The sequence below is a fragment of the Vibrio taketomensis genome (assembly GCF_009938165.1).
Taxonomy (GTDB): domain Bacteria; phylum Pseudomonadota; class Gammaproteobacteria; order Enterobacterales; family Vibrionaceae; genus Vibrio; species Vibrio taketomensis.
The window spans coordinates 1,731,607-1,753,380 of sequence record NZ_AP019649.1; the positions used below are offsets into that span (position 1 = coordinate 1,731,607).

The following is a 21,774-nucleotide window of genomic DNA, read 5'->3' on the forward strand; positions in this document are numbered from 1 at the left end:
GTCCCTACTCAACTAGCGTAAGCTGAAACCTAACGTGGCTATTGTCTGAGGATTGTTCGTTCATAGTGATATCAAACTTTTCATCAAAATGATCGGCACATCCTTGTACTAAACCCAAACAAACATGCGACATACAACGTGCGCTTTTATAGTCGAAGATGAGCTCTGTCTCGCTCTCGGAAATAAACTCAAATTTTGGCGGGTTGGCTTCGGGGTACAGTTTTTCACTTCGATATGAATATAGTCTTCAACCAAGCGCACAAATTGAAAGCTATTTTTGCACTCAGACAAACTCGCAGAATCAGGCAGTGTCGAGTACAAATTATTAAACACCGCTCGTCCAAACACCTCTTGCAAGGTTTCTGGAGGCAATTGACTAATTTCACTCAGCTTAACGATAAGTTTGACCAACTTTTTATGATCATAGCTGCCAACTGCAGTGTAAATGCCCTCATCCCCGACTTCATCGAGTATTTGATCAAGCACTTCCAAGCCGAACTTATCTTCAACTAAATCCATAAATTCAGTAAAAATGATCCCTTTCATCCCCTAACCCTTTTTGCTATATCTATTATGAGTTATGCCTCTGTTACCTTTAATACTTATTAGGTACACGCTTCCAATAGCTACCTCAAAGCATGATCCATAACACTGGGTTTTTCAAACAGATAGAGGAGGATTTGTGCAAGTTCCTAACAGTCGTCACGCTCTCATTCAACAATTTCAATTTAAACAACCTGTCGCATATCACAGCGATAGCTTAAAAAGGCTTCAATTTTTACAAGGAGAGCACCTTAGAAAAGCAGCGGTTCTGATTGGATTTGTCGAGCGGGCACAAGGCTTGCATGTGCTATTCACCAAGCGCGCACATCACCTAAAACACCACCCTGGTCAAATCAGTTTTCCGGGTGGAAAATTAGAGAGCTACGATTCAACACTACAAGCAACAGCGCTGCGTGAGACTCACGAAGAAATTGGAATTTCTCCACACTTAATACAAATTTTTGGTCAAATGCCTGAATTGCCCACTATAAGTGCCTTTAATGTCACACCATACCTAGCCTTTATTGACTCAAGCTACACATTGAATATTGATTACGGGGAAGTCGATGATGTGTTTGAAGTTCCTGTTGATATCGTGCTTGACCCGCGTTTTTTAAACAGTATGACCTTCGATATCAATCAGCAATCACATCGTGTTTTTGGTATTAATTACCAAAACCATTTTATTTGGGGCATGACGGCACAAATCATACAAGCTATGCAGTCTCAAATCGTACAAATCTAGATAATTTGTTTGAATCTTCGAGTTGCAATACAACGTACAGTTTAAAGGCGTTTTGCGCGCAAACGATTACATTGATTAAACAAAAACACTGCAACTTTTGCATTACTTTAACTAATGTCAAAGATTAATATAAATCATCTGTGGCACGTAAAATTCGTGACAAAAAACGCCTTTTTGACATATCATATGAGCCATCCCATCATTTTGTGATTTAGATCTAACAATTTTGCAATTCAATTATGCAAAATTGCGCCGACTTATTTCCTGTTCCCAAAAAATGAGTAACTCAAATATGAACTCTACTACTTCAACAGCAGTAACCGAGAAATCTGCAAGTAAGTTTACTTACAAAGATTTCACTTGGTGTTTATCTCTGTTCGGCACCGCGGTAGGTGCTGGTGTGCTATTCCTTCCAATTAAAGCGGGTGCTGGCGGTTTCTGGCCTCTAGTTGCTCTAGCTCTAATTGCTGCGCCAATGACTTGGTTTGCACACAAATCTCTAGCTCGTTTCGTTCTTTCTGCTAAAAACCCTGAAGCTGACATCACAGATACTGTAGAAGAACACTTCGGTAAAACTGGTGCGAACCTAATCACTTTCGCTTACTTCTTCGCTATCTACCCTATCGTTCTAATCTACGGTGTTGGTATCACTAACACGGTTGACTCGTTCCTAGTTAACCAAATGGGTATGGAATCTATTCCACGCTGGTTGCTTTCTGGCGCGCTAATCGCTGCGATGACGGGTGGTGTTGTATTTGGTAAAGAGCTAATGCTGAAAGCAACTTCAGCAATGGTTTACCCTCTAGTATTCATCCTTCTAGCACTATCTGTGTTCCTAATTCCTGACTGGAATACATCAATGATGGAAGTAGCACCTGACTTCAGCACTATGCCTGTTGTAGTTTGGCTAGCAATTCCAATCATCGTATTCTCATTCAACCACAGCCCTGTTATCTCTCAGTTCTCTAAAGAACAACGCATGAACTTCGGTGACGACGCAGTTAAGAAAACTGACGCAATCACTGGCGGTGCTGCGATGATGCTAATGGGCTTTGTAATGTTCTTCGTGTTCTCTGTTGTTCTATCTCTATCTCCAGAACAACTAGCAATGGCACAAGAGCAAAACATCTCTGTACTTTCTTACCTAGCAAACGTACACGACAACCCAATCATCTCTTACATGGGTCCAGTTGTTGCATTCGCTGCGATTACTTCTAGCTACTTCGGTCACTTCCTAGGTGCTCACGAAGGTCTAGTTGGTCTAATCAAATCTCGCTCTTCTACTCCAGTAAGCAAGATCGAGAAAGGTTCACTACTATTCATCGTTATCACTACTTGGATCGTTGCAATTATCAACCCAAGCATCCTAGGTATGATTGAAACAATGGGCGCGCCAATGATCGCGGCTATCCTGTTCCTTCTACCTGTATTTGCGATGCACAAAGTACCTGCAATGGCTAAGTACAAAACTTCAGCACCTGTACAGCTTTTCACAGTTATCTGTGGTCTTGCAGCGATTACTTCTGTAATCTACGGCGCTCTTTAATTTCCCCTAGTTTATTGGGCAGTTAAAGCTAAAAGTATAATGAAAAATAAGCCTCCCCACTCGGGGAGGCTTACTTATGAGGTAATCTAAATGATTAGTGTTTTTGACATCTATAAAATCGGCGTTGGTCCTTCAAGTTCACACACTGTAGGCCCAATGAAAGCGGGTAAAGAATTTATTGATGATCTACGTGCGATGGGCAAGCTGCGTGACATCACTAAAATTACCGTTGACGTTTATGGATCACTATCACTGACAGGGAAAGGTCACCACACAGATATCGCTATCATCATGGGTCTTGCTGGCAACACTCCTGAGAAAGTGGATATCGATTCTATTCCGAGCTTTATTGCACGAGTAGAAGAAACAGAACGTCTTCCTGTTGGCATGCACTGTCATACAGTTTCATTCCCTCGTGACGGTGGTATGAATTTCCATACTACTAACCTAGCGCTACACGAGAACGGCATGCAAATCCATGCTTGGATTGAAGAAGAAAAAGTATTCTCAAAAACTTACTACTCTATCGGCGGTGGTTTCATCGTTGATGAAGAGAACTTCGGTAAAGACTCTGAAAGCTCTGTTAAAGCGCCTTACGAGTACACTTCTGCTGAAGAACTGATCAACCAGTGTAAAGAAAGCGGCTTATCTATTAGTGCGCTTGTAATGAAGAACGAACACGCACTTCATTCGGATGACGAAACTCGTACTTACTTTGCAAACATTTGGCGCACTATGCGTGAATGTATGGAACGTGGTATGAACGAAGAAGGCATCCTACCTGGGCCACTACGTGTACCTCGCCGTGCGGCAGCACTGCGTCAGCAATTGCTAACGTCAGAAAAAACGTCTAACGATCCAATGGCAGTGGTTGACTGGGTTAACATGTTCGCTTTTGCAGTTAATGAAGAAAACGCTGCAGGTGGTCGTGTGGTTACAGCACCAACTAACGGTGCATGTGGCATCATCCCAGCAGTATTGGCTTACTACGATAAGTTCATCCAAACGGTAACAGAAAAAGACTACATGCGTTTCTTTGCGGCTTCTGGCGCAATCGGTGGTCTATACAAGCGTAATGCTTCTATCTCTGGTGCTGAAGTTGGCTGTCAAGGTGAAGTAGGCGTTGCATGTTCTATGGCTGCAGCAGGTCTTGCTGAGCTTATGGGTGGTAGCCCAGAGCAAGTATGTATGGCTGCTGAAATCGCGATGGAACACAACCTAGGTCTAACTTGTGACCCTGTAGCAGGTCAAGTACAAGTACCATGTATCGAGCGTAACGGTATTGCTGCTGTTAAAGCAATCAACTCAACTCGTATGGCACTTCGTCGCTCATCTGCTCCTCGCGTATCGCTAGATAAAGTTATCGAAACGATGCTAGAAACAGGTAAAGACATGAACGCAAAATACCGTGAAACTTCTCAAGGTGGTCTTGCGATTAAGGTTATCTGCTAAGTTTAGTGGTAACCCATATAAAATCGATAACAGTGTGATATTCTGTTTAAAGATTTGAAGATATAATGGCGACTCTCAAGGTCGCCATTTTTGTATGTAGTAAAAGAGGCAATATGATTGCGATAAAGCCGACGAAGCTGAAAGATTTCGCCAGTTTGATGCAAATTGAAGTTTTACCCGAGCAAAAACACGCTCATTTACCTTTCGAGCAATCCTACCAACAACGCTCTAAATACGAAGTATTTCTCAGTCTGTGTGTCGACCAAAAAGCGATCGGCTATCTTATTATCGATAAGGCCTTTTCGTTCTCTTCTACCTTCGCTCGTAGGCATGAACTCAGTCTAAAATATATCGTGCTTGATAAGGCCTATCAACGAAAAGGGCTTGGTCGACGAGTAATGCAAAAGCTCAATATCTATGCCAATGCCATCAGTGCCAATAGTGATTCTATTTGTGTGTCGATACCCGCAACCGATGATGCCTCGCAACAATTCTTCTTAGCATCGGGTTTTGTCGAAGAGCGAAAACTCATTTACGGCAAGAGTGGCAAAGAACGTATTTTAAGACATCGGCTTTAATGCTGTTACAAAAATGAAGGGCGGAGATTCTACCCCGCCCTGTTTATATCATTCGCTGATTAGCTTATTCACCGCGATAAATACAGCCTGCGGTGCATGTTTCTTTGATTTCTACTTTACTCAACAACGGTAATGCTGGCTTAAGTTGAGTCCAAACCCATCTTGCTAACACTTCGCTGGTTGGATTTTCTAATCCTTCAATATCATTCAGATAGTAGTGATCCAAACGATCGTAAATCGGCTTGAATGCCGCTTTTATCTCTGCAAAATCTACGACCCAACCGGTATGTGGGTTTACTTCACCTTCAACATAGATTCTGACCAAAAAAGAATGACCATGTAAGCGACCGCATTTATGCCCTTCAGGTACATTTGGCAGGTGGTGTGCCGCTTCAAACATAAAATCTTTATACAACTCAGTTTTCATCTAATTACTACGCTAATGGCTACAAAGGTGACACATACTAACTAAGTTGTTACTAAATCACCACCTCATACCAACACTTTCGTTCTGATCACAATATTATAACCACAATAAGTTAATGGTCACATTTATGATACAGATGGATAACATATCAATTTATGCTCAGGTAGAGTTGCGTATTAATCCCATAAATAAGAATTAGAAAAACCTATGCGCTCAACAATAACGTTTAAGCTACTTGTTGCATTAGTACTTGTCTTTGGCTGCGTTCTTGCTGTTTCCACATTTTACCAATACCAACAACAGAAGCAGCTCATTCATGAAGTACTCAGTGAACAACTGCATGATAAAGCCAGCAACTACTTTGATAGCCTCAACATGATGATGTTAACTGGCACAATGTCTCAAAAAGAAACTCTACGCGAAAAAGCACTTAGCCAAGAGGGAATAGAAAACGTCAAAGTGCTCAGAGCACCAGCAGTGAATAAACTTTACGGCCCCGGTAACCCTGATCAAGCACCGCTCGATAACATCGATAAGCGAGCGCTTGATGGCGAACTTGTTATTGAACCGATAGCGGCAAGTTGGGGGCAAGGCTTGGTGGTCGCCTTACCAATGAAATCAAGTCTAGATTATCGAGGCACTAACTGTGTTGGCTGCCATGCCGCGCCAGAAGGCGAAGTGTTAGGCGCCATTCGACTGGAATACAACATCAGCCACGTCAACTCACTGGTGCACCAACAAGCACTGATGGCAGTGGCGATCATGGCATCAATTACCTTTGTCGGCTTTCTCATTACCATGGCGCTGACGCGCAAGATTGTTGTGACTCCATTGCAAGCGGCTTCAAAGTTCATGTCACAGGTCTCTCAGACTAAAGATCTATCTGGACGCTTGGAAAGTAAGCAACACGATGAGATTGGTGTACTCACCAACTCCATAAATTCATTTATGGACACGGTAAGCGACAGCCTTCACAACGTTCAGCAAACCACACATTCACTATCCAATGCTGCAAGTCGACTAACACATGTCGCACAGTCCACAGATGATGCCGTCAATAATCAACAAACCGAAACCAACGATGTACAAAGCAATATTAACACGATGCTGGAACAACAAAGCCAAACCGATCTTGCTACTCAGGAAGCCACTTCTTTGGTCAATCATACTGTTGAGGTCGTAACAGAGAGTGCCTCCAGTGCTCACAATGTGAGTGAAGATATTAAGTTACTTGTTGGTTCGATTGATAATGTTAAAGAGAAGATTACGTCGCTGAATGACCAAACCGAAGAAGTCTCGACGATTTTGGAAGTGATCAGCGGCATTGCCGAACAAACTAACCTGCTTGCACTCAACGCAGCCATCGAGGCAGCTCGCGCAGGTGAACAAGGCCGTGGCTTTGCTGTCGTAGCAGAAGAAGTTCGTAATTTGGCAGCTCGCACCGCCGAAGCAACCAATAATATCGATTCGATTATTCAGCAATTTAAACAAGGGAGTCAGCAATCGCTGGCATCAGTAGATCAAGTCTGCGAGCAAGCTCATCAGCGCTCGGAAGATGTAGAAACGCTCTCTACCACAATGCATACGGTTGTCAAAGAGATGCATCAAGTGTTAGACCACACTCGCGAAATACAACAGAAATCGCAAACCACCTCTTCAGTGAGTCATCACATACAAGGTAAAGTCGACACCATTACCGCTCACGCTGATGATACCTCGCAATTGGCCTCACAAACGCGAGACATTAGCCTAGACTTAGAGCAGTTGTCGGAACGGCTCGCACAGCTAATCAACCAATTTTCGTTAGGTCACCGCAATGACGTAAAAAAATAGCGGAATTATCGACGCGAAATCGATAATAATGGTTGAAGCTATCGATTTGACAGGTAATATGTTCATTCGATGAAAAAGTAATGACAACCCAATGTTTTGGCGAAATATCAGTCAAACGACTGATAAATTCATCGTTTGAAACGTTGGGTTCTATTTTTACCCCAATCCTTAATGGAGATTATTGTTAACATGACTTACGCGCCTGTAAAAGACGTACTGAGCGGTAAGCTAGCAGTAGACAGTGAAGTAACTGTTCGCGGCTGGATCCGTTCGCGTCGTGATTCCAAAGCTGGAATTTCTTTCCTTGCCATCTATGACGGCTCTTGTTTCGACCCGATTCAGGCCGTGGTCCCTAATAATCTTAATAATTACAACGACGAAGTGCTTAAGCTAACCACTGGCTGCTCTGTTGAAGTAACGGGTAAGGTTGTGGATTCTCCAGCGGCTGGTCAAGCATTCGAACTTGCTGCAACTGAGGTTAAAGTTGTGGGTTGGGTTGAAGATGCTGATACTTACCCAATGGCGAAAACTCGTCACTCGATTGAGTACCTACGTGAAGTTGCTCACCTACGCCCACGTACTAACGTAATGGGTGCGGTTGCGCGTGTTCGTAACTGTCTATCGCAAGCGATTCACCGTTTCTACCACGAGCAAGGTTACTTCTGGGTTTCTGCTCCTCTAATCACTGCTTCTGATGCAGAAGGTGCTGGTGAGATGTTCCGCGTTTCAACGCTAGACATGGAAAACCTACCTCGCACTGAAGAAGGCAAAGTAGACTACAACGAAGATTTCTTCGGCAAAGAAACGTTCCTAACCGTATCTGGTCAGCTAAATGCGGAAGCTTACGCTTGTGCACTAAGCAAAGTTTACACATTCGGCCCGACTTTCCGTGCTGAAAACTCAAACACCAGCCGCCACCTTGCGGAATTCTGGATGGTTGAGCCAGAAGTTGCGTTTGCAGAACTAGACGACGTAGCGAAACTTGCTGAAGATATGCTGAAGTTCGTATTCAATGCAGTACTGGCTGAATGTCGTGATGACCTTGAGTTCTTTGCTCAACGCATCGATAAAGAAGCAATCACTCGTCTAGAGCAATTTGTATCTTCTGATTTTGCTCAAGTTGACTACACTGACGCGATCCAAATCCTTCTAGATTCAGGCCGTGAGTTCGAATTCCCAGTTGAATGGGGTATCGATATGTCTTCTGAGCACGAGCGTTACCTAGCTGAACAACACTTTAAAGCACCGGTAATCGTTAAGAACTACCCGAAAGACATCAAAGCATTCTACATGCGTGCTAATGATGATGGTAAAACGGTAGCGGCAATGGACGTACTAGCACCAGGCATCGGCGAAATCATCGGTGGTTCTCAACGTGAAGAACGTCTAGAAATCCTAGATGCACGTATGCGTGAAGTAGGTATCGACCCAGAACACATGAGCTGGTACCGTGACCTACGTCGTTACGGCACAGTGCCACACGCAGGTTTTGGTCTAGGCTTTGAGCGTCTAGTATCTTACGTAACTGGCATGGGCAACGTTCGTGACGTGATCCCATTCCCACGTACACCACGCTCTGCAAACTTCTAATCGCTGATTAGAGCAAACACATGACTAAGACCTCCCGTGTGGAGGTCTTTTTTTACCTTATTCCCTAGCCCGAACACCTTTCAAAGTTGCAATCTAATTGCTCACTCTTAACCCTAGCCATCCTTTAGCCAAAAGCGCATCCTAATGCATAGAAATGAGGCTTATATACTTGGGAACGTATTTAGGTTTATCAAACTCAGTAGATTTGGGAACATCTATTGGCTTGAAGTCACTTCGAAATCTTCGATACTTATATAGTCAGCTAATTTCAAAATCGGCTGTGAGAAACAACAACACAACGATATTGAGAGCTATTGAATATAACTACATAAGCTAACTTTGGGGAAAAATATGAAACTATTTACTCTTGATGATTTGAATTACAAAGGTGTTGAGCAAGGGGTTCATAGTTGGAATAACACCAAAACCAACGACTTTTATTACTGGCATCCAGACTGGTTACACATTGCCGAAGATGCAATGGGCGATCATCCGAAGACACAAATCGATGTACCTAACGGTGAAAAAGCCACTGAAGAACATGCAAAACAAGCGATTATCGACCATCTGAATAATGGCGCTTCTGCATAAAGTCTGAAGTTCAACATTGAGTTTTATTTGACCACCAGGTAGTGAATTGTCGTAAAAATTACCCATTCGCTACCGACATAACATACGGAAACTCTAATCTAACGATAAATGTGCTTGTCTGAGTCTGAAATTGTCATTTAACTCTACGCACTCTCGGTGTAAGGCCCCTGAAAACTAGAAAAGAACATGAATCAACAAGGGCTAGAGCATACCTTAGCTTTAAAATGAAAGGGGTAAAAGATCAACAACTTTCAGTTTTCCTTGTCATTTCTGTTTGAATTGCCGCTTCATTGATTAGAAAAATAGCCAAGGTTTAAGCTTTGGATAACACTCGATAATTTTTCTATTTTCATTACAAATATTGTTGTCACTTGTTCGTCATACAGGTATAAATATTCATATTTGTTTAATTAACATGGACGACATATATGTTTGAAAGAGTAGTAGCGGCTCCGGCAGACCCAATTCTTGGTCTGACTGAAGAGTTTAAGAAGGATCCTCGCGCTGAAAAAATTAACCTTGGCGTTGGTATTTATAAAAACGAACAAGGTGAAACCCCTGTACTCGCAACGGTAAAAAAAGCAGAAGCTGCTTTAGTTGAAACCGAGAAGACCAAATCTTACCTAACCATTGAAGGTACTGCTGAGTATGCTCTAGCGGTACAGCAACTGCTGTTCGGTGCTGATTCACCAATTATTGCTGAAAAGCGTGCTAAAACTGCACAAGCTCCCGGTGGTACTGGTGCTCTGCGTGTTGCAGGTGAATTCATTAAACGCCAACTAGGCGACGTCAAAATTTGGATCAGCAATCCTACTTGGGCTAACCATATCGGTGTATTTACTGCTGCTGGCTTAGAAACGGCACAATACAGCTACTACGACGCTGAAGCGAAAGATAAAGATTTTGCAGCAATGCTGGCTGATCTTGAGCAAGCAAGTGCTGGTGACGTTGTCCTTCTACATGGTTGCTGTCATAACCCAACGGGTATTGATCCTACCAGCGATGAATGGGAAACATTGGCGAAGCTAGTTGCAGAAAAGAAACTGTTACCTCTATTTGACTTCGCTTACCAAGGCTTTGGTGCTGGCGTAGAAGAAGATGCTGCAGGTCTACGTGCTTTTGCTAAGTACAACAAAGAAATTTTGGTTGCGAGCTCATTCTCGAAAAACTTCGGCCTATACAACGAGCGTGTTGGTGCGTTCACGTTGATCGCTGAGTCAGAAGATGTTGCAACCACTGCGTTTTCTCAAGTCAAAGCGATTATCCGCTCTATCTACTCTAACCCACCAGCGCACGGTAGTGCCGTTGTGACTTACATCCTTAGCGATGCTGGTCTACGAGCTGAATGGGAAGCCGAAGTCAAAGAAATGCGCGACCGCATTCAAGAAATGCGTGAGCTGTTTGTTGCGACACTCAAAGAACAAGGCGTTGCGGCTGACTTCAGCTTTATTGAACGCCAAAACGGCATGTTCTCTTTCTCTGGCCTTAACAAAGACCAAGTGGCTCGTCTGAAAGAAGAGTTTGGTCTTTACATCGTTGGCTCAGGCCGCATCAGCGTCGCTGGCATGACAAAAGCAAACATGCTACCGCTATGTAAAGCAATCGCAGCAGTTCTGTAATTTTCCGCAGAGACAAAAAAGCCAGCATTCGCTGGCTTTTTTTAACCTTATTTTTCGAGGTTAATGCTCCTACCTCAAAAACTAAAGTCTTATCATTAACTCATCTTGTTCCAGATTTGTGATATTCACGTCAGCACGCTTTTGAATACGCTCTAACTGATCTCTTTCTAGTTCATAGGGCATAACTAGGCGTAATTCATGAATACCTTCTGTTTTAGCAAGCTTTAATAACGCACGGATATTTGACTCATCGCTACGGCTGGCTGACAAAGCTCTCAAAGCCTGATTTTTAAATCGCTCTTCTGGTGTGCAAGTTTGTTCCACTGCATCTTTCCAAGCAATATTAAAGATTGGCGCTATCGTGCCCATCGCTTCGAGAAACGTCCACTTTTTACCGTAGGCATCCCCCAAAAAAGCGGTATAGTCAAAAACCACACTTGTTTCGCCTTGATGTTCCATATCATCCCCCATGATTGACGCCAACAAGTGATTTTAATATCTGTCAAGACAAACAATAGATCAATAGGATATAGAACAATCGTCTGTTATACCCGTATGATTGAAAAAGCTATATAAAACCAAAACCATAACAAACCTTGCACATATTGTTTATATGAAACTGCACTAATTTAATAATTTTCAATGATATAAATAATGTTATCAAAAGCACTCAACAAACAGTGACAATTACTTGATATCGACGACTCTGCTCGCTTTCTTAAACTGAATACGCCAACCGTTCCAGCGAGGTAATTCCCAACGTTTCGGATCAGTTTTGCGTAAACCATCAACATAAACCACATAAACCAATTTTCGTTTTGGAAAATACTCAACCGTCACATTCAGGTCACCGAGATTGAGAGCGAAAGGATACTGCTCTGCAAAGTCTGCATATTGCCAATATGGAATCCCCTCAAAATGAAAATCGTCGTTGCTAAACAACTCGAGTTCATCAACCTGATTGAGTTCAAGCATCTGCAATTGTTCAGTGAACCATTGGTCAAATGTCAGATTATGATGATCACTTTGCTCAGCCAATCCAAGTTCAACAAAAATCTTCCAGAGCTCGATTTCCGCTTTTCGCTGCGTGTACAGGCCAGCAAGTATCTGTTCGCTCTTTACCGCCTCTAACATTGGTTGCAAAGCTAAACTGCCCTCTGCGGCTTGATATTGTGTCGCGATGACTCTGCCTGCGTACATCAACTGCATTTCTACCGAAGTGCCGCTTTCATCCACTATCGTGGCACCTTGTATCCACTCCCCTAGTGGCAGATCAATCAAATCCTTCATTTCCAATGGCATCATTTCGGTTGCTAAGGTCAAGGTCTGTTTAACCCCTCTACCGGGTAAACTATGGGTATTGAGGACAAGAGCAGCCTCAACTTTTTCAGGAAAACGACTCTCTCGACCGATGGTGACTTCCATTATGCCGTTACCTAGCGCTTCCCTGCGTTTAGTACGACGTACAAAAACCAATTCTGGATGCAATCGTGCAATCGCCATAACCCATTGCTGATGGTCGTATCTTGAAGCGACTTCAAGCTGAGGTAACTCGAACACTTCTCGCATCTGTTCTGCGAGTGCTTGCGCCTCTTTGAGAGCCTCACCATCAACGCTAATACCGGAAAATTCTTTACCTCTAAGTAGTCCAACGGCCAATTGACCATCACACCCTTTAGTCTCTTGCTGGCTTAATAACTCGAGTAATTCTTCATTGCTCGACGTGCGATACAGTTTGCCCGGTGTCGCCAACACTGCCGCATAATCTATCATGACCTCTTTAAGTGCCCGACTTGGCATTCGAGTGACGAGATCCGCCAGCACGGCATCAATCGGTAATGGATAAATTCGCTGACCATGCTCTGTCGCTAATCCTTGTTCGGTAATCGCCCCCATCGCGAGTAATAACTGTCGAGCTGGTTCAATACTTTTTTCTGGCAGCGGCTCTAAAAACTCAAGCGCGGTCAACGCTTGCCCACAACTGGCTGCTGCAAGCATCGCTTCGGTTAACGATTCTCGATGTAACTCGGGCGGAGTCACCGCGATTAACGCTGCATGTTGTCCATATAAGCGGATACAGCGTCCATCCATGACTCGACCTGCTCGTCCAGCTCTTTGTTTGGCGCTCGCTTGAGAAATATGCTTAAGACTTAACGTCGTGCGACCGTTACGCTGCTCAGTGCGACGCTCCAATCCAGAATCAATGACTACAGCAATATTAGGGATAGTCAGTGAGGTTTCCGCGACGTTTGTCGCGAGGACAACTTTACGAGTTGGCTGTGGGTTCAGCGCCAATGTGCGCTGACTGTCTGACACCGACGCATGCAGCGGCACTACCAGCACCTCTTCAATATTCGACAACATCGCCGCACATTGTTGAATCTCTTTGCGCCCAGGTAGAAAGACTAAGATGTCTCCTTCGGCCATGACCAAAGCATCAACGACTTCCTTTGCCACTCGATGCTCTAAATTACGCCCCTCAGGCAACTGACGAGATTCACGCGCTCGGTATTCAATGCTGACCTGATAATTGCGGCCTTCCGCCTGCAAGCGGTCTGCATTGAGGTAGCGCGCCAATTTTTCACCTTCGATCGTTGCCGAAGTCAAAACCAATCGCTGCTTTGGTGAGGCTTTTAGCAAAGCTACGAGTAAATCGGTATCCCAGCGACGTTCATGAAACTCATCAACAATTACGATATCAAAGTCTGTTAATTGATTTTCCGCATACCAGCGAAGCGCGACACCTGGGGTCACGAATACGACTTTACTCTCAGGATTAAAATGAGCCTCAAGCTTTATCGCGTAGCCTATCGATTGACCAACCGGCTCACCATGTCGTTCCGCGACATAATTCGCAAGAGAGGTACAAGCAATACGTCTTGGCTCTATAACCAACACTCGACCTTGCTCACTTGCCCAAATTGGCAAACACGTTGACTTACCCGAGCCAGTTTCTGCCTCAACAATTAAGTCCTTTTGGGCTAACTGGGTAAGAAAAGTAGATTTGAGTGGTTCAATAGGGAGTGCTGTCATAATAAACAATATTTAATAGTAGTTAACTGGCATTATATGGCTTGATCCACCAAGATTGAAACGCCGACTGTGATCTTTATAACATTGGAATCTATCAGGTTTGTTGAGACAAATCTGAACACGGTTTACAATACTCTAATCATGTATTTGCGACGCAAATACCGCTTACCCATTCTTCGTTTCGAAACTGTAGGTTCTCAATGCACAACGATAAACGCCCACTTTACATCCCTTTTGCTGGGCCCGCTCTACTTAGTACTCCTTTGCTTAATAAAGGCAGCGCCTTTACAGCAGAAGAACGTATTTCTTTTAACCTCGAAGGTCTGTTGCCAGAAACAACAGAAACGATTCAAGAACAAGTAGAACGTGCGTATCAACAATATCGCAGTTTTGAAAACGATATGGATAAGCACATTTACCTGCGTAATATCCAAGATACTAACGAAACGCTGTTTTATCGTTTGGTGCAAAACCACATCTCTGAAATGATGCCAATCATTTACACCCCTACCGTGGGCGCTGCATGTGAAAACTTCTCAAACATTTATCGTCGTGGTCGCGGTTTGTTTGTCTCTTATGCGAATCGTGAACGCATGGATGACATTCTAAACAACGCATCAAATCACAACGTAAAAGTCATTGTTGTCACTGACGGTGAACGTATTCTTGGCCTAGGTGACCAAGGTATCGGTGGTATGGGTATTCCTATCGGTAAGCTGGCGCTATACACCGCTTGTGGTGGTATTAGCCCTGCCTACACGTTGCCTATCGTGCTCGATGTGGGTACAAATAACCCTCAACGACTTGCAGACCCAATGTATATGGGCTGGCGTCATCCGCGCATCACAGGCGCAGACTACGATGCGTTTGTAGAAGAGTTTATTCAATCAGTACATCGTCGTTGGCCTGATGCTCTTATTCAGTTTGAAGACTTTGCACAGAAAAACGCAATGCCACTGCTTGAGCGTTACAAAAACCGCATCTGCTGTTTTAACGATGACATTCAAGGCACGGCGGCGGTAACAGTGGGTTCTCTGCTCGCGGCGTGTAAAGCAGCTGGTAGCAAGCTGTCAGAGCAACGCGTTACATTCTTAGGCGCAGGTTCAGCTGGTTGTGGTATTGCTGAAGCTATCATTGCACAAATGGTATCGGAAGGTATTTCAGACAAACAAGCACGCTCTCAAGTTTACATGGTTGACCGTTGGGGCCTACTGCAAGAAGGTATGCCTAACCTACTCGACTTCCAACAGAAGCTGGTGCAAAAATCAGAAAATACCGCCGAGTGGCCAAATGAAGGCAACGCTTTCTCATTGCTTGATGTTATGGCAAATGCTAAACCAACTGTGTTAATCGGCGTGTCTGGTGCTCCGGGCCTATTTAGTGAAGAAGTGATCACGGAAATGCATAAGCATTGTGCTCGTCCTATCATCTTCCCACTATCAAACCCAACCAGCCGTGTGGAAGCGACCCCGAACGACATTATTCGTTGGACCAACGGCCAAGCACTCGTGGCAACGGGTAGCCCGTTTGATCCTGTGGTTCATGACGGTAAAACATACCCAATCGTGCAGTGTAACAACAGCTATATCTTCCCTGGTATTGGTTTGGGCGTATTGGCAGTGTCTGCTCGCCGTGTTACCGATGAAATGCTCCAAGAATCGAGCCGCGCTCTCGCGACATGCTCTCCATTAGCGCTTAACGGTCACGGTCCACTGCTTCCACCTCTAGAAGCGATTCATACCGTGTCTAAGAAGATTGCATTTGCGGTCGGTAAAAAAGCCATTGAACAAGGTGTGGCACAAGAGATCACTGACGAAGCACTAGAAGAAGCGATTGAAGCTTACTTCTGGCAGCCAGTTTACCGTCGTTACAAACGCACAGCGTTTTAAACCAACGTAAACGAAAGTCAACCCGATTCATTACAGCCCCTGCTCAGGGGCTGTTTCGTTTCTGGCAGAAACGTCAGTGAGCGTACGCTAATAGCTTTCACGACGATCGACTCGACGTATATAGGCGCCAACGTGTTACTACTGGCATTTCTAATTCAAACAACTTGGAAACCAAGTGTAATTCCGCTACGTTTTGGTCTTAAGTATTTTTGCTGTAAACCAGCATAGTGACAGAGCTCTGAATCCTACATATTGATATCGTTTAGACCGATATTGAGAGCTTTTTCAATGGAGAGAACATGCTCGACTATTTAGAACCTGCAGGGCGATTGATTGCCCCTTACACTTTCGAAATCTCCACCGCTTTAGTTGCCTGTTTATTGGTCGTGTTTGGTGGAGAAATAAACACTGCTCTCCGAGCAATGCTAAGACCGTATAATTTTTTTGTCAGAACCCTCGCATTCGTATTGATAAATGCGTTCGGTTACGGCTTAATTATCGTTAAAGCAACACCTTACCTGACTGAAACACTCTCTGGCTTGTCTTACGCTATGATGTTTGCAGTGATTCTCGCGAGCTTTTTCGCGATCGGTATATGGGCACAAAGGAACAAGCAGATTTAGTGCGATACGTTTTCAAACTGAGTTCTTTAATCAAGAACTACAAAAGCTATATCTTTAATACAATCAAAATAGCGCTACTTAGCATTTTGCTTTTGGCGATTGCGTTGGTGGCAATTGATCGCTGGATCAGTGCCGAAACACAAGATCAACTCTACTTCTCTGTCGAAGACGTTGAACCACACAATGTCGCGGTCGTCCTTGGCACCAGCAAATACCTTGGAAAAGTGCTTAACGAGTACTACATACATCGTATTGATGCAGCAATAGACCTCTATCAGCAAGACAAGATCAGTAACTTTCTTTTGAGTGGGGATAACGCTCATCGCTCCTATAACGAACCTTGGACGATGAAGCGAGATTTATTACGCGCTGAAATACCTGAAGAACATATCTTTCTCGATTACGCCGGATTTCGCACGTTAGACTCCGTAGTGCGAGCTAAAGAGATCTTTGATACCGATAATTTCTTGATTATTTCTCAGCAATTCCACTGCGAGCGCGCGCTCTTTATCGCCAACTTCCATGACATCAAAGCGAAGTGCCTAGCCGTTTCAGGACCAACTAAGCACTCTGGGTACAAGGTGAGAATTCGTGAAGTATTTGCCCGAGCTAAAGCGGTATTAGATCTGTATATCACCCAAGCTAAGCCAAAATTTTTAGGCCCTAAAGAGCCTATCTCTGCTGACGAAAAATCATCGGATAATACAGATTCTTAAAGCACACCATCTTCTGTAACGACTTGGTTACGTCCTTCGTGCTTCGCTCGATAAAGAAGATCGTCCGCGCGAGTAATCATATCCAAAGCGGTTTCGTCTTTCATTTGCGTTACGCCCATACTCACGGTGAGTACGTCACCGTGTAACCAAGGGTGTAGCTCAACTTTTTGTCTTAAGCGCTCGGCTAACATATATGTGCGTTTCAAATTGTTACCTGGACAGAAAATAACAAACTCTTCCCCACCCCAACGCACGAAGCGGTCCGAAGCACGCAGCTCCGTCATGATAACAATCGAAAACTCGCGCAAAATGTCATCACCCATTTTGTGGCCATATTGGTCATTCACGCGTTTAAAGTGGTCAATATCAAGATAAATAACGGATAAATCCTGCGCATTCTTAATAACACTATCGAATTCGCTCTCTAGCCACTCCCTAATCGCATGACGGTTCATTGCTCCAGTGAGGGCGTCACGATGGGCTTGCTCAGCAAATTCTATGTTTTGCTGAACCAGTGTTTGGTTAAGAGAATTAAGATGTTCTCGACGAACTTCCGACAAGGCAATACGACGACGGCTCTCATTGATCTGCATAACGCTAAAGAGCAACGCCAAACTGATCCAAATCATCAGTAACCAAAACATCAATGTTTCACTCTTAATGTAATGGCCGACGAACTCGATACTGTTAATGCGCATTAAATACTTACCCGCACCCGCACCCGAGCCTGTAGCAAACTCAATTAAAGTGATGTTATTAAACTCAGGCCCCGAATGCTCAATAGGAATACTGTTATCGACTAACCACCACGTCAGCACTTGGAGGTTTTTAAGCGGTACAACCAATGGTTCATCATAGTCTGCTTGACGATAATCTAATCCATTGTATTTTAGCGTGTACTCGTTATCAGGCGTTGAATAAGCCGGATTATAGTTGCGTAGATAAAAACGTAACGTTGGTTTCTCATCGCTATCCAAACGAACAAAATCAATATCTAAGCGTGCTGTATGGTAATCAGACAAATCCAAACCTTTAAGCATATCGAGTTCATTAATACGAATCGCTACCCCACAGTATGGCCATGGGTAATTTTCACTATTAATTAACTCGCAATTTAGCTCAATAACATCACGCTTTTGTGTAATGGAACTCGTTGACTCACCGTTTTGGTATTGATCATTAGTAGCAAGGAACTGATACTGATTTGGATTGATACGCAAAATTTTCTGCTCACCAAATTTCCAATGCAATACGATAGCGAGGACAGTAAGCAGAAATAACGTGAATATGAGCTTATGGATGGTTTTCAAATCTAAGATCTCACTCAAAAACTGACGGTTGGATATGCAACTATTGTTATTTTGGGAGCAATTTTCGCGCATCGCTTTGAGTAGATAAATAAAACCACTATTTCTACAATGAATTTTGACTCACTTCATGTTCACTTGATACGCAGAACTCAAGTTTAACGTGATTTTGAATACTTAAAGAATGAATGAGCTAACTCATATTCATGAAATTTTGTTAACCTTATCAAAATTACCGCATAATTAGAAAGAGTAAAGTCATGTCGTTAAATATCACTGGCACCCTGCGCAAAATGCGCTCAAACCTAGAAGATAATGTTCACTACCAACTGCCTGTAGGTGAAGAAGTCGTCGACTTAACTCCTTTTATTGGCAAATCTCTCACGCTTACTCACACTGGTAATATCTATTGCCAATCTTGTGGCAAAAAAACCAAAAAAAGCTACTCTCAAGGTCATTGTTTCGTGTGCATGAAAAAACTCGCTAGTTGCGACATGTGCATTATGAAGCCTGAGACTTGTCACTACGAACAAGGCACTTGCCGTGAGCCTCAATGGGGTGAAGAAAACTGCATGGTCGACCATTTTGTCTACCTGTCTAATACCTCGAGCATCAAAGTGGGTATCACTCCACACACAAATCCCAACCCGTTGGATTGACCAAGGTGCCACTCAAGGCCTGCCAATTTTCAAGGTTAAAACTCGCCATATTTCTGGCTTGATCGAAGTTGAGTTAGCCAAACATATTGCTGATAAAACGAACTGGCGTACTTTGTTAAAAGAAGATGGTCAGCCACTTGCACTGGAAGAAAAATTTGCAGAACTACTGCCTCTACTGCAAGACAAAATCTCAGAAATTAAACAACAATTTGGCGATGATGCAATAGAAGTGTTAAGCGAATCCATCACGACGATTAGCTACCCTGTGCTCGAACATCCAAAGAAAATTACTTCCCACAACTTCGACAAAGAACCCGTAGTGACTGGTGTTTTACAAGGTATTAAAGGTCAATATCTGATCTTTGACACTGGTGTGATCAATATTCGTAAGTTCACGTCTTATGAAGTGACGGTCACCGATTAAGCTACAGCGATTCACTCACCCAAGAACTGAAAAAGCCATCCTATGATGGCTTTTTGCTTGTCGCTTTGAATAATTACTGAGTCAACGCATCTAACTGTTCAAACAATCGGTCGATCTCATCAACCGTACTGTAATGCATCAAGCCAATACGCACAACACCACCACTCTGCGCCAGTCCCAATTGGCGAATTAAGCCCAATGCGTAGAAATGACCATTTGAAGTGCAGAGATTTTGTTGGCCCAATGCTTGAGCGACCGCCTGAGAAGTATGTTGCTCAAAAGTGAGTGCAAACGTCGAAGTCCGTTGCTGGCTATCTGCACTATGACGCCCCCAGAGTTTGATGTGGACGCTGAGCTAATTGCCGCAAGAAATAGCCACTTAATTGGGTTTCATACTGATTATAAAAAGCGTAACTTTGCTCTAAACGTTGGCGCAGACTAAGCCCTGCCTCACCCCACTGAGCAAGATAGTCAATACAGGCCACCAGTCCTGCAAGCGCCTCAAAACTCTGCGTGCCTGTTTCAAATCGTCCAGGGCCATTCGCCGGTGCCGGTTCAACTTTATACGGAGTTAATTCTTCCAGCCACGGCTGCGCTATGTAGGCAACCCCAATATGAGGACCAAAGAACTTGTAGGCAGAACACACTAGAAAATCGCATTCTAACTTCTGCACATCAATCAGATGATGTGGCGCATAGTGAACCGCATCAACATAAACCATTGCACCGACTTGTTTTGCCGCGCTTACTACAGGCGAGATGTCGATAATTGAACCCGAAACATTGGAAGCCAATGTCACAGCAACAAGGCGAGTTTTAGGCGTAATCAAAGAGAGCATGTGCTCAATGTCTAACGAACAGTCTGAATCATCAACAAGTGCAGTTTTCACGACCACTGACTTGTCTTCTGCAGCTTGTCGCCAAGAACTCACGTTGGCGTAGTGATCTAGCTCCGTAACCACGATTTCATCACCTGCTTGCCACTGGCGGCTGATCGCACGGCTCAAAGAAAACGTTAATGAGGTCATATTGGCGCCAAACACGATTGAATCAGCACTCGGCGCATTGAGAAACGCTCGACAGACTGCCCGCGCAGAAGTCAACAACTCGCTGGTGATTTGACTGGTAATATAAGGAGCACCCAAATTCGAATTATGGTGTCCCAGGTAAGACATCATCGCCTCTAGGACTGATTCCGGTACCTGAGATCCTCCAGGTCCATCAAAAAAGGTAACCGGAAGTCCGTTATGAGATTGATGCAATGCACTAAATTGCGCACGAACTCGATCAAGAGTGAAGCTCATCAACACCATCCTTGGCTGTTAATACAAACACATCCATGTGCCCTTCATGGGCATGGTCGATCGCTCGGATTGGGCGAGCGTTATGCCAAAGCTCACGATCGGCCAACATTGCGACTTCCCCATTTTCGAGCACTTTACGGAAAAATGGCGCTTCGTGATTATCGCTGTATAGCATAATCTCTCCACCCACAATGTTATGTCGGTCGATACCGATCAACGCAATATGGTCAAATCCGTCTTGATGCACGCCTTCTGGCGCAACTTGAGTTTCGTCGTAAATCGCAGTAATACGAATTTGATGAATTTCGATCTCTTGTCCATCAGGCAAGCCATTGCTCTCGACAAATAACTGACACATTTCGCGCATACCATCACTAGATAGTGTGCTGTCAAGAATCGGCTCAAATTGACGAACGATATCGCCTTGGAAATGGTTAATATCTTCAGACTGAACAAAGTCATGCTTGTCAGTTGCAATAACGTTACCATGACGCCACTGAACAACCGAATAACGGCGCAAGCGATATTTTCCATCGGCATGCTCAGTTGCAGGCAATTGTCGAAATGAAGGTGATAGCTGTGAAAGGGCTTCACCACTTAAATGCGTGATTTGCAAAGTATGCTCGTGACTGTGTAACATCATCTACTCCTTAATGATACTCACTGCATGTTTAACAACTTCTTTACATACACTTTGCGCATTAATTCCACAAAATCAACACACAACAAAATTTAACTCTTTGTTAACATCAATTTCCACATATAACGCCGCCGCCATGCAATTAGGTAGTGAAAGTAACCAACTTACTCTGTTGACACTGATAAAATTTAGAATAGAACACTAGGGTAGAGATTTATTTTGTTCCAATACAATGAGTTAATATTGTTTTCTGAC

At 43.7% G+C, this 21,774-nt stretch carries 16 protein-coding genes and 3 pseudogenes; 12 read left to right on the top strand and 7 right to left on the bottom strand.

The features are described 5' to 3' along the window. Window positions 1–4: 4 nt before the first annotated feature. A pseudogene (locus Vt282_RS07940) lies at window positions 5–546 on the bottom strand (heme NO-binding domain-containing protein). 136 nt (window positions 547–682) lie between these two features. On the opposite strand from Vt282_RS07940, the gene Vt282_RS07945 reads away from it, so the two are divergent. The 4 genes from Vt282_RS07945 (at window position 683) to Vt282_RS07960 (ending at window position 4,864) form a co-directional block, all read left to right on the top strand. Further along, the gene (locus tag Vt282_RS07945; RefSeq protein WP_162063071.1) at window positions 683–1,288 is read left to right on the top strand and encodes a CoA pyrophosphatase; all 606 of its coding nucleotides are present in this window, start codon (window positions 683–685) and stop codon (window positions 1,286–1,288) included. A 292-nt stretch (window positions 1,289–1,580) separates the two neighbouring features. Then, window positions 1,581–2,834 carry an aromatic amino acid transport family protein gene (locus Vt282_RS07950; RefSeq protein WP_162046190.1) on the top strand — a complete coding sequence of 418 codons (1,254 nt, stop codon included), beginning with the start codon at window positions 1,581–1,583 and terminating at the stop codon, window positions 2,832–2,834. 90 nt (window positions 2,835–2,924) lie between these two features. Then, a complete protein-coding gene (locus tag Vt282_RS07955; protein ID WP_162046189.1) occupies window positions 2,925–4,286 on the top strand; it encodes an L-serine ammonia-lyase in 1,362 nt (453 codons plus the stop codon). A 113-nt stretch (window positions 4,287–4,399) separates the two neighbouring features. Next, window positions 4,400–4,864, top strand: coding sequence for a GNAT family N-acetyltransferase (locus Vt282_RS07960; protein WP_162063072.1), 465 nt, complete (start codon window positions 4,400–4,402; stop codon window positions 4,862–4,864). A 64-nt stretch (window positions 4,865–4,928) separates the two neighbouring features. On the opposite strand, the gene queD is transcribed toward Vt282_RS07960, so the two are convergent. After that, window positions 4,929–5,291, bottom strand: a complete 363-nt coding sequence (gene queD / locus Vt282_RS07965) for a 6-carboxytetrahydropterin synthase QueD (RefSeq protein ID WP_162046187.1) — start codon at window positions 5,289–5,291, stop codon at window positions 4,929–4,931. A gap of 207 nt (window positions 5,292–5,498) precedes the next feature. Here queD and Vt282_RS07970 point away from each other — a divergent pair, with 207 nt between their 5' ends. The 4 genes from Vt282_RS07970 to Vt282_RS07985 all read left to right on the top strand — a co-directional run bounded on the left by Vt282_RS07970 (window position 5,499) and on the right by Vt282_RS07985 (window position 10,924). Beyond that, window positions 5,499–7,124, top strand: coding sequence for a methyl-accepting chemotaxis protein (locus tag Vt282_RS07970; RefSeq protein ID WP_162063073.1), 1,626 nt, complete (start codon window positions 5,499–5,501; stop codon window positions 7,122–7,124). Window positions 7,125–7,313: 189 nt separating this feature from the next. After that, a complete protein-coding gene (gene asnS, locus Vt282_RS07975) occupies window positions 7,314–8,714 on the top strand; it encodes an asparagine--tRNA ligase (protein WP_162063074.1) in 1,401 nt (466 codons plus the stop codon). A gap of 351 nt (window positions 8,715–9,065) precedes the next feature. Beyond that, window positions 9,066–9,305, top strand: coding sequence for a hypothetical protein (locus Vt282_RS07980; RefSeq protein WP_162046184.1), 240 nt, complete (start codon window positions 9,066–9,068; stop codon window positions 9,303–9,305). Between the two features lie 428 nt (window positions 9,306–9,733). Next, window positions 9,734–10,924: an amino acid aminotransferase gene (locus Vt282_RS07985; protein ID WP_162063075.1), complete on the top strand. Its 1,191-nt coding sequence runs from the start codon at window positions 9,734–9,736 to the stop codon at window positions 10,922–10,924. 81 nt (window positions 10,925–11,005) lie between these two features. On the opposite strand, the gene Vt282_RS07990 is transcribed toward Vt282_RS07985, so the two are convergent. Both Vt282_RS07990 and Vt282_RS07995 read right to left on the bottom strand, forming a co-directional pair. Further along, a complete protein-coding gene (locus tag Vt282_RS07990) occupies window positions 11,006–11,383 on the bottom strand; it encodes a transporter (RefSeq protein ID WP_162046182.1) in 378 nt (125 codons plus the stop codon). Between the two features lie 228 nt (window positions 11,384–11,611). Further along, complete coding sequence (locus Vt282_RS07995) at window positions 11,612–13,957, bottom strand: helicase-related protein (RefSeq protein ID WP_162063076.1); 2,346 nt, start codon at window positions 13,955–13,957, stop codon at window positions 11,612–11,614. Window positions 13,958–14,157: 200 nt separating this feature from the next. Here Vt282_RS07995 and Vt282_RS08000 point away from each other — a divergent pair, with 200 nt between their 5' ends. The 3 genes from Vt282_RS08000 (at window position 14,158) to Vt282_RS08010 (ending at window position 17,185) form a co-directional block, all read left to right on the top strand. Then, window positions 14,158–15,846 carry an NAD-dependent malic enzyme gene (locus tag Vt282_RS08000; RefSeq protein WP_162063077.1) on the top strand — a complete coding sequence of 563 codons (1,689 nt, stop codon included), beginning with the start codon at window positions 14,158–14,160 and terminating at the stop codon, window positions 15,844–15,846. Window positions 15,847–16,145: 299 nt separating this feature from the next. Next, window positions 16,146–16,469, top strand: coding sequence for a DUF3392 domain-containing protein (locus Vt282_RS08005; RefSeq protein ID WP_162063078.1), 324 nt, complete (start codon window positions 16,146–16,148; stop codon window positions 16,467–16,469). Further along, entirely contained in the window at window positions 16,442–17,185 is a 744-nt protein-coding gene (locus Vt282_RS08010; protein ID WP_162063079.1) for a SanA/YdcF family protein, read from the top strand. Before Vt282_RS08005 ends, Vt282_RS08010 begins: the two co-directional genes overlap by 28 nt. Here Vt282_RS08010 and Vt282_RS08015 read toward each other — a convergent pair. Next, complete coding sequence (locus Vt282_RS08015; RefSeq protein ID WP_162063080.1) at window positions 17,182–18,495, bottom strand: GGDEF domain-containing protein; 1,314 nt, start codon at window positions 18,493–18,495, stop codon at window positions 17,182–17,184. The two genes, Vt282_RS08010 and Vt282_RS08015, sit on opposite strands and share 4 nt — an antisense overlap. Before the next feature lie 257 nt (window positions 18,496–18,752). On the opposite strand from Vt282_RS08015, the pseudogene Vt282_RS08020 reads away from it, so the two are divergent. Continuing rightward, window positions 18,753–19,575: pseudogene (locus Vt282_RS08020) on the top strand (DUF2797 domain-containing protein). A 73-nt stretch (window positions 19,576–19,648) separates the two neighbouring features. Here Vt282_RS08020 and Vt282_RS08025 read toward each other — a convergent pair. Together Vt282_RS08025 and Vt282_RS08030 are read right to left on the bottom strand one after the other, a co-directional pair. After that, window positions 19,649–20,879 (bottom strand): annotated as a pseudogene (locus tag Vt282_RS08025) (cysteine desulfurase-like protein). After that, window positions 20,863–21,522 (bottom strand): 2OG-Fe dioxygenase family protein, encoded by a 660-nt coding sequence (locus Vt282_RS08030; RefSeq protein WP_162063081.1) that lies wholly within the window; start codon window positions 21,520–21,522, stop codon window positions 20,863–20,865. The pseudogene Vt282_RS08025 and the gene Vt282_RS08030 overlap by 17 nt, the downstream one beginning before the upstream one ends. Window positions 21,523–21,774: the final 252 nt, after the last annotated feature.